The 7,430-nt window shown below is 69.4% G+C and carries 10 protein-coding genes; 5 read left to right on the top strand and 5 right to left on the bottom strand.

What is annotated here, in order from left to right:
- Window positions 1-169: 169 nt before the first annotated feature.
- A complete protein-coding gene (pflA, locus tag WH85_RS45500; RefSeq protein ID WP_045748455.1) occupies window positions 170-904 on the bottom strand; it encodes a pyruvate formate-lyase-activating protein in 735 nt (244 codons plus the stop codon).
- A gap of 10 nt (window positions 905-914) precedes the next feature.
- Window positions 915-3,134 (bottom strand): formate C-acetyltransferase, encoded by a 2,220-nt coding sequence (gene pflB / locus WH85_RS45495; protein WP_045748454.1) that lies wholly within the window; start codon window positions 3,132-3,134, stop codon window positions 915-917.
- 157 nt (window positions 3,135-3,291) lie between these two features.
- Between pflB and WH85_RS45490 the strand changes: the two genes are divergently transcribed.
- The 3 genes from WH85_RS45490 (at window position 3,292) to WH85_RS45480 (ending at window position 4,903) form a co-directional block, all read left to right on the top strand.
- Entirely contained in the window at window positions 3,292-3,717 is a 426-nt protein-coding gene (locus WH85_RS45490) for an ATP-binding protein (protein WP_045748453.1), read from the top strand.
- The gene (locus tag WH85_RS48010; RefSeq protein ID WP_169792579.1) at window positions 3,714-4,031 is read left to right on the top strand and encodes an STAS domain-containing protein; all 318 of its coding nucleotides are present in this window, start codon (window positions 3,714-3,716) and stop codon (window positions 4,029-4,031) included. The genes WH85_RS45490 and WH85_RS48010 overlap by 4 nt, the downstream gene beginning before the upstream one ends.
- 308 nt (window positions 4,032-4,339) lie before the next feature.
- On the top strand, window positions 4,340-4,903 hold the full coding sequence (locus WH85_RS45480) for a GNAT family N-acetyltransferase (protein WP_045748452.1): 564 nt from the start codon (window positions 4,340-4,342) through the stop codon (window positions 4,901-4,903).
- A 10-nt stretch (window positions 4,904-4,913) separates the two neighbouring features.
- Here the strand turns inward: WH85_RS45480 and WH85_RS45475 are convergent, their stop codons facing one another.
- Window positions 4,914-5,297: a RidA family protein gene (locus WH85_RS45475; RefSeq protein WP_045748451.1), complete on the bottom strand. Its 384-nt coding sequence runs from the start codon at window positions 5,295-5,297 to the stop codon at window positions 4,914-4,916.
- Window positions 5,298-5,355: 58 nt separating this feature from the next.
- Window positions 5,356-5,772, bottom strand: coding sequence for a MarR family winged helix-turn-helix transcriptional regulator (locus WH85_RS45470; RefSeq protein ID WP_045748450.1), 417 nt, complete (start codon window positions 5,770-5,772; stop codon window positions 5,356-5,358).
- Between the two features lie 106 nt (window positions 5,773-5,878).
- On the opposite strand from WH85_RS45470, the gene WH85_RS45465 reads away from it, so the two are divergent.
- Window positions 5,879-6,382 (top strand): YbhB/YbcL family Raf kinase inhibitor-like protein, encoded by a 504-nt coding sequence (locus tag WH85_RS45465; RefSeq protein WP_211275656.1) that lies wholly within the window; start codon window positions 5,879-5,881, stop codon window positions 6,380-6,382.
- A 26-nt stretch (window positions 6,383-6,408) separates the two neighbouring features.
- On the opposite strand, the gene WH85_RS45460 is transcribed toward WH85_RS45465, so the two are convergent.
- Window positions 6,409-6,900: a hypothetical protein gene (locus WH85_RS45460; RefSeq protein WP_045748448.1), complete on the bottom strand. Its 492-nt coding sequence runs from the start codon at window positions 6,898-6,900 to the stop codon at window positions 6,409-6,411.
- A 161-nt stretch (window positions 6,901-7,061) separates the two neighbouring features.
- On the opposite strand from WH85_RS45460, the gene WH85_RS45455 reads away from it, so the two are divergent.
- Window positions 7,062-7,391 (top strand): hypothetical protein, encoded by a 330-nt coding sequence (locus WH85_RS45455; RefSeq protein WP_045748447.1) that lies wholly within the window; start codon window positions 7,062-7,064, stop codon window positions 7,389-7,391.
- The last annotated feature ends 39 nt before the right edge of the window (window positions 7,392-7,430 follow it).

Here is a 7,430-nt window from a genome sequence, read left to right as displayed (position 1 = left end):
TATCCGGCGTGGGCGGGAGGAAGGGCAGCCGTGGCTCACGGTGGGAAGGGGCGGATGGCCGTGAGCCACGGCTGAGTCTGTGGGGACGGGACGTAACGGCGGGACGTAACAGCAGGACGTAAGTGCGTGTCGTAAAGGCGGGACGTAAGGGCGGGACTGAGGCGGCGGGTCAGAAGACGGTCAGGCCGTGGGCGCGGAACTGGGCCCGCACCCGCTCCAGCAACTCCGGGGTGGGGGCGGGCGTCTCGGCCAGGGGGAACGGCTCGTTGAGGGCCTGGTACTTGGCGGCGCCCAGGCGGTGGAAGGGGAGGACCTCCACCCGTTCGACGGTGGGGATGGACGCGGCGTGTTCGGCTACCAGCTCGACGTTCTTCACGGAGTCGGTCAGGCCGGGGACCAGGACGAAGCGGATCCAGATCTTCGTGCCGCGGGCGGCCAGCCGGTCGGCGAAGCGGAGCGTGGGTTCGAGGCGGCCGGTGCGGGTCACCCGGGCGTATGTGTCCTCGTCGCCGGCCTTGATGTCCAGGAGCACCAGGTCGGTCACGTCGAGCAGGGCGTCGTCGGCCTTGTCGCCGAGGAAGCCGCTCGTGTCGAGGGCGGTGTGGATGCCTTTTTCGCGGCAACGGGTGAAGATCTCGCGTACGAAATCCGGTTGTTGAAGGGCTTCACCGCCGCTGAGGGTGACACCGCCGTGCGCGACCTTGAGGAATCGTTCGTAGTGACCAATCTCGGTCATGAGTTCGTCGTCCGTCATCGGCCGTCCGCTGCGCCGGAACCAGGTGTCCGGGGAGTGGCAGTACTGGCAGCGCAGCGGGCACCCGGCCAGGAAGGCGACGAAGCGCGTTCCCGGGCCGTCGACGCCGGTCGAGACGTCGAACGAGTGCACACGGCCGATGACTGTCATGGTCAGATTCCTACAGAGACCCGTGGAAGGTACGGGAGATGACGTCGCGCTGCTGTTCGCGGGTGAGCCGGACGAAGTTGACGGCGTAACCGGAGACCCGGATGGTCAACTGCGGGTAGTTCTCCGGGTGTTCCATCGCGTCCTCGAGGGTGGCCCGGTCGAGCACGTTGACGTTCATGTGGAAGCCGCCGCCCTCGGTGTAGCCGTCGAGGACACCGGACAGGTTCGCCGCCCGCTCCTCGGGCCGGCCGAGGCCGTCCGGGGTGGTGGTGATCGTCAGCGAGATGCCGTCGCGGGCGCTGCGGTAGGGCAGCTTGGCGACCGACAGTGCGGCGGCGACCATGCCGTGCTTGTCGCGGCCGTTCATCGGGTTGGCGCCCGGCGCGAACGGCTCGCCGGCGCGGCGGCCGTCGGGCGTGTTGCCGGTGTGCTTGCCGTAGACGACGTTCGACGTGATCGTCAGGACGGACAGGCTGGGTTCGGCACCCCGGTACATCGGCTGCCGGCGGATCTTCTCCATGAACCGGCTGACCAGGTCCACGGCGATGGCGTCCACCCGGTCGTCGTTGTTGCCGAAGGTGGGGAACTCGCCGTCCACCTCGTAGTCGACGGCCAGCCCCCGGTCGTCGCGGACCACCTTGACCTGGGCGTGCTTGATGGCCGACAGGCTGTCCACCGCGACCGAGAGGCCGGCGATACCGGTGGCCATGAACCGGTGCACCGGGAAGTCGTGCAGGGCCATCTCGACACGTTCGTATGCATACTTGTCGTGCATGTAGTGGATGACGTTGAGTGCATCAACATATGTCTCGGCGAGCCAGTCGAGTGTCCTGTCGTACGCCGCGAACACCTCGTCGTAGTCGAGGACGTCGGGCAGGGACGACGACGCCGGAGCCACCTGGGCACCGCTGATCTCGTCACGGCCGCCGTTGATCGCGTACAGCAGAGCCTTGGCGACGTTGGCCCGCGCACCGAAGAACTGCATGTCCTTGCCGACGCGCATCCCGGACACGCAGCAGGCGATGGCCGCGTCGTCGCTGAGGTACGGCCGGAGCAGGTCGTCGCTCTCGTACTGGATGCTGCTGGTGTCGATGGACACCTGGGCGCAGAACTCCTTGAATCCCTCGGGCAGCTTCGCCGACCACAGCACGGTCAGGTTCGGTTCCGGCGCGGGCCCCAGGTTGTACAGGGTCTGCAGGTAACGGAAGCTGGTCCGCGTCACCAGGGGACGCCCGTCCGCGCCGACCCCACCGATCGACTCGGTCACCCAGGTCGGGTCCCCGGAGAACAATTCATCATATTCCGGGGTACGCAGGAAGCGGATGATCCGGAGCTTGATGACGAAGTCGTCGATCAGCTCCTGGGCCTCCGCCTCGGAGAGCAGGCCGTTCGTGATGTCCCGCTCGAGGTAGACGTCGACGAACGTGGAGGTGCGTCCCAGCGACATCGCCGCGCCGTTCTGCTCCTTGGTCGCGGCCAGGTACGCGAAGTACAGCCACTGGATGGCCTCCTGCGCGGTGGTCGCCGGGCCGGAGACGTCGAACCCGTAGGAGGCGGCCATCGTCTTGAGCTCACCGAGCGCCCGGATCTGCTCGCCCAGCTCCTCGCGGTCGCGGATCACGTCGGCGGCGGAGAGGCGGGCGTCCAGCGACGTCTTGATCTGGCGGCGTTCCTCGATCAGACGGTCCACACCGTAGAGCGCGACCCGCCGGTAGTCGCCGATGATCCGGCCCCGGCCGTACGCGTCCGGCAGCCCGGTGATGATGTGCGAGCGGCGGGCGGCCAGCACGTCGGCCGGGTACGCGTCGAACACCCCTTCGTTGTGCGTCTTCCGGTAGGTCGAGAAGATCTTCTTGACGGTCGGGTCGATCTCCCGCCCGTACGCCTTCAGACCGTTCTCGACCATCCGCAGACCGCCGGCCGGCATGATCGCCCGGCGCAGCGGCGCGTCGGTCTGCAGGCCGACGATCACCTCGGCGTCCCTGTCGATGTACCCGGGGGCGTGCGCCGTGATCGTCGAGGGGGTGGTGGCGTCCACGTCGTAGATGCCGTTCTCGCGCTCCGCCGGGAACATCGCGGTCAGCTGTCCCCAGACGCGGCTCGTGCGCTCGGTCGGCCCCGCCAGGAACGTGGCGTCACCGTCGTACGGCCGCACGTTGTCCCGGATGAACCCGGCCACGTCGATCCCGGTGCGCCACGTCGTGCCGGTGAACCCGCGCCACGCATCCATTAGCTTGCCTCCCTGTTCGGTGCTTACCTCTACCTTGATCTGCCCGCGCGTGACCGGTCAGGGCCGGAAGTCCCGTGGCGGTGGGACCCCGCCGGGTTTGAAGATCACCCGGCCGGGGCATGATGGCGCCGCACATCCACGAATCCCCGGGGTTTGTATGAGCACATTGACCGCACATCTGGACGTCCCTCTGGACCGTGGCGCACCCGCCGCGGCTCGCAGGGCTGTCTCCGCAGTGCTGGCCGGGTGGGGTTTTCAGGACCCGGACTGGCTGGACTCCGCCGCCGTGGTGGTCAGCGAGCTGGTCACCAACGCGGTCCTGCACGGCGGCGGTTGTGTGGCGCTGAACGTCGAGTCGCACGACGGTGTGGTGGTGGTCTCGGTCGCCGACGGTTCGTCGGTCGTGCCGCGCCGCCGCGACCCGGACGGGCTCGGCGGGCGGGGGATCGCGCTCATCGAGGCGATGAGCGCCGGGTGGTCGGTGCACAACCATCAAGGTGGCAAGAAGGTACGCGTGGAGCTCCTCCCGTGTCCCGGCGCGACGGTCCGGGACGCGGCGAGCGCCCGTGGAGGTGCGTGGTGAAGATCGTGCGTCTCGACGACGGCCCGGCGGTGCGGCTGGCGCTGCGTGGCGAGCTGGACCTGGCGACCACCGACCTGGTGACGGAGGCGGCCGGCGAGGTGCTGTCCGCGGACCCGTCGCCGCAGAAACTGCTGATCGACCTGGACGCCCTGACGTTCTGCGACTCGAGCGGCATCGACGTGCTGCTGACGGTGCAGGAGGAGGCGGAGGCGCGGGGGGTGGCCTTCCGGGTGGTCCGGGTGCGCGGCATCGTGCGCCGCTCGTTCTCGGTCACCGGCGTCCTGAACCTGCTGACCGGCCGCCAGACCGTTTAGACACCTAATCGCAGTGGGTCTGTCGCCGTGGTGATTTCGGGCGCTCAACACGCCCGAATTCACCACACCCACAACAGCGTGGTGATTTGGGGCGTCCAGCACGCCCGAATTCACCACGCCCACCAGGGGTGTGGTGATTTGGGGTGGGCAGCGCGCCCGTATTCACCACACCCCACAACGGTGTGGTGATTTGGGGCGTCCAGCGCGCCCATAATCACCACGCGGATGGGCTTCGCACCCTGACCACGAAACGTGTCCGGGCGTGATAAGCGTTGGTCATTTCGGCCGGGGTCGGTCAGGATGCGCCCGTGAACGCCTACCTTGAGACCGATCGCCTGACGCTGCGCCACTTCACCGCCGACGACGCGGACCTGCTGACCGAGCTGGACAGTGATCCGGCGGTCATGCGCTACCTGACCGGGGGTGAGCCGACGCCGCCGGACCACTACCGGGAGCGCGGCCTGCGGAACATCCTCGCCTGCTACGAGAAGTGGAACGGCGACTTCGGGCTGTTCGCGGCGTACGAGAAAGGGCAGGGGGCCTTCATCGGCTGGTTCCACCTGCGCCCCGACTGGGACGGGCCGCTGGACGAGGTCGAGCTCGGGTACCGGCTGCGGCAGGCGGCGTGGGGCAACGGGTACGCGACCGAGGGCTCGCGGGCCCTGCTGGCCAAGGGGTTCACCGAGCTCGGCGTGCGCCTGGCCTGGGGCGAGACGATGTGTTCGAACGTGACCTCGCAGAAGGTGCTGGAGAAGGCCGGGATGACGGTGGCGTGCGCCCTGGAGACCCCACCCGACATGCTGATGGTCGAGGGCGCCGAGCAGGGCGGTCTGCGGTACGAGATCAGCAGGGAACAGTGGGGACAGCGCTGATCTGATCCGGTCAGTCGTCGACGACGGCGACCATCGCGACGGACACCAGGATTCCCGGGCGGTCGACGCCGAGCCGGCTGACACAGCGGGGCGGCCGGACGTCCGGGAAGAACTCGTCGAACACCTCGACCACGCCGTCGGCGTCCTCGGAGCGCAGCAGCAGGGTGTGGACCATGGTGATGTCGTCGAGGGTGGCGCCGCCCGCGCGGAGGATCGCCGCGCAGTTGTGCAGCGCCTGCCGGGTCTGGTCGTGGATGCCCGGCCCGGCGAGCTGCCCGGTGCGGACGTCGACGCCGACGGTCCCGGCGACGTAGACCGTGTTGCCGGCGCGGGTGCCCTGGCTGTAGCTGGGGAACTCCGGCGCGTCCGGAGTGGAGATGATGCGTCGTGGCATGGCGCCAGCCTCACCCCGGCAGCGGGTGCGGTCTATGCCGAAGGCGACACCCGGCGGGTCAGTTCGCCGTCAGGGCCCTGAGGATCGCGGGGATGCGGGCGGCGGTCGTGCGGTCGTCCGGGCCGAGGGTCTCCATCGCGGTCGCGATCCAGGCGGCGCGGGCCTGCCGCTGCTCGTGCAGGCGGGCCAGGCCGCTGTCGGTGATGGTGACGACGACGCGGCGGCGGTCGTCCTCGGCGGCGCCGAGGGTGATCAGATGCTGGTCGGCGAGCAGTCCGACGGTGCGGGTCATGGACTGGTGCCGGACGTCCTCGAGGCGGGCCAGGTCGGCGATGGCGAGGGGGCCGCGGCGTACCAGATGTCCCAGCACGGCGGCCTGACCCGCGGGCATGGTGCTGAGGTCGCGGACGCGGCGCACGAACTCGCCGACCGCCGCCCGTAACTCCTCCGCCAGATCGTCGTCGTGCGTCGCCATGCTGTCCCTCCGGTTCGCCTCTTGCTTCTCGCCCCTTGACAGAAAAGTACAGCATGCCTGTACGTTAGAGATGTACAGCAAGACTGCATATCCTCGAGGAGTGATCGTGTCCTACGACCCCTACGCCCTGGCGTTCCCGGCACCGGCGTTCACCCTGAGCAGCCGCGAATTCGCCGCGGGCGGGGCGCTGCCGCTCACCGCGTACGCCGGCGACGACGGCCCTGGGGAATCGCCGGAGCTGACCTGGAGCGCGCTGCCGCAAGGGACGCGCAGCGTGGTCGTGACCGCTTTTGACGCTGACGCGCCGATCCCGGGCGGGCTGTGGCACTGGGCGGCCGTCGACATCCCGGCCGGTCGCGGCGGCCTCGAACACGGCGCCGGGGCCGTGCTGCCCGCCCTGCCGAACTCGCTCGGCGTCGCCGCGTGGTCGGGCGTGAAGCCGCCACCCGGAACCGGCGTCCACCGGCTGTTCGTGTGCGCGACCGCGCTGAGCGTGGAACACCTCGACCTGCCGCCGGGCGCCTCCCCGGCGATGCTGCAGATCGTGATGATTCCGCACACGCTGGGCCGCGCGATCCTGGTCGGGACGAGCACCGCCCCGCCCGCGTGACACCTGCGCAGGCCTTCTCGCTGAGTTCAGGACAGGCGGGCCCGCAGACGATGGACGGCGCGCAGTAGGTCACCGCGGTGCTTGGCCGCTTTCATCCAGGCGGGAAGCTGTTCGAGCAGGCTCATGTCGCAGCATGAGAAGGCCGAACCGCGCTCGCGAAGATCAGCGGTCAGGTACTGCTCCAGCAGGGTGAGATGGTCGGCGTTGTAGGCCCAGAAGACGTGCCCGCGGAAGTCGGTGCGCAGCCAGAGGGGAAGCCCGAAGTAGGGGTCTTCAGGTCCGGACAGGTGCGGTAGTGAACGGCCGTTACCGTGCTGCGGCGCGCTCCAGTGGGCGACGTGTCCGCAGCCGGAACAGGTGAGCCTGCGATGCAGCCCGGCCGCGCGGGGATTATCGGCGGAGGGGGCGGGCCGGATCGATGCGCGGCCGGAACAGGCCGGGCAGCAGACGAGGATGTCGTCTCCGAAACGCCGCAGCCGCACCATGGGGTCACGGAATCGGGTGCTGACTGTGCTCATGGCCGCCGAGCGTACCGCCACCCGAGGCACCCGCCGGAAGTCGCCGACCCCGGGTAGTGGTCACTCTCATCGGCGGTCCCGCAACCTTTGCACAACCGGCCGGAGCTCATCACCTGCAAGGCCGGTCCGCTTCGGCCGCGCCGGCCACTAGGTTCGCCAGCGTGATCATCGACATCTTGGCGCTGGCGCTCGCCGCGTACGTCATCGGGGGCGGGGTGCTGGCGTTACTCACCGGCGCGCCCGTCGTCCTGAAGGGCACCCCCGCGGCTTGGCCGTCCCGGCGTTCGGCGATCTCGTTCTGCTTCACCTTCGGCGGCGCCATTCTGTCCGGGGCACTCGTGGACATGGCTCGCGAGGCGGGCTGGATCGCCCCCGGTGTCGCGCTGTGGCTTCTCAGCTTGCCGGTGACGCTGCTCCTCGTCGCGGGGATCGCGTTCCGCCCACGCCGCCAATCCACGACGGCCGAGCCGGCCCTCCGGAACGGCGGCTGACCGGACCGCCCACAGCGAACGCACTCGCGGTCGGCACCG

Source organism: Actinoplanes rectilineatus (assembly GCF_000962825.1).
Classification (GTDB): Bacteria; Actinomycetota; Actinomycetes; order Mycobacteriales; family Micromonosporaceae; genus Actinoplanes; species Actinoplanes rectilineatus.
Note: the sequence above shows the minus strand (reverse complement) of the source record. Positions and strands in the feature narration are given on the sequence as shown.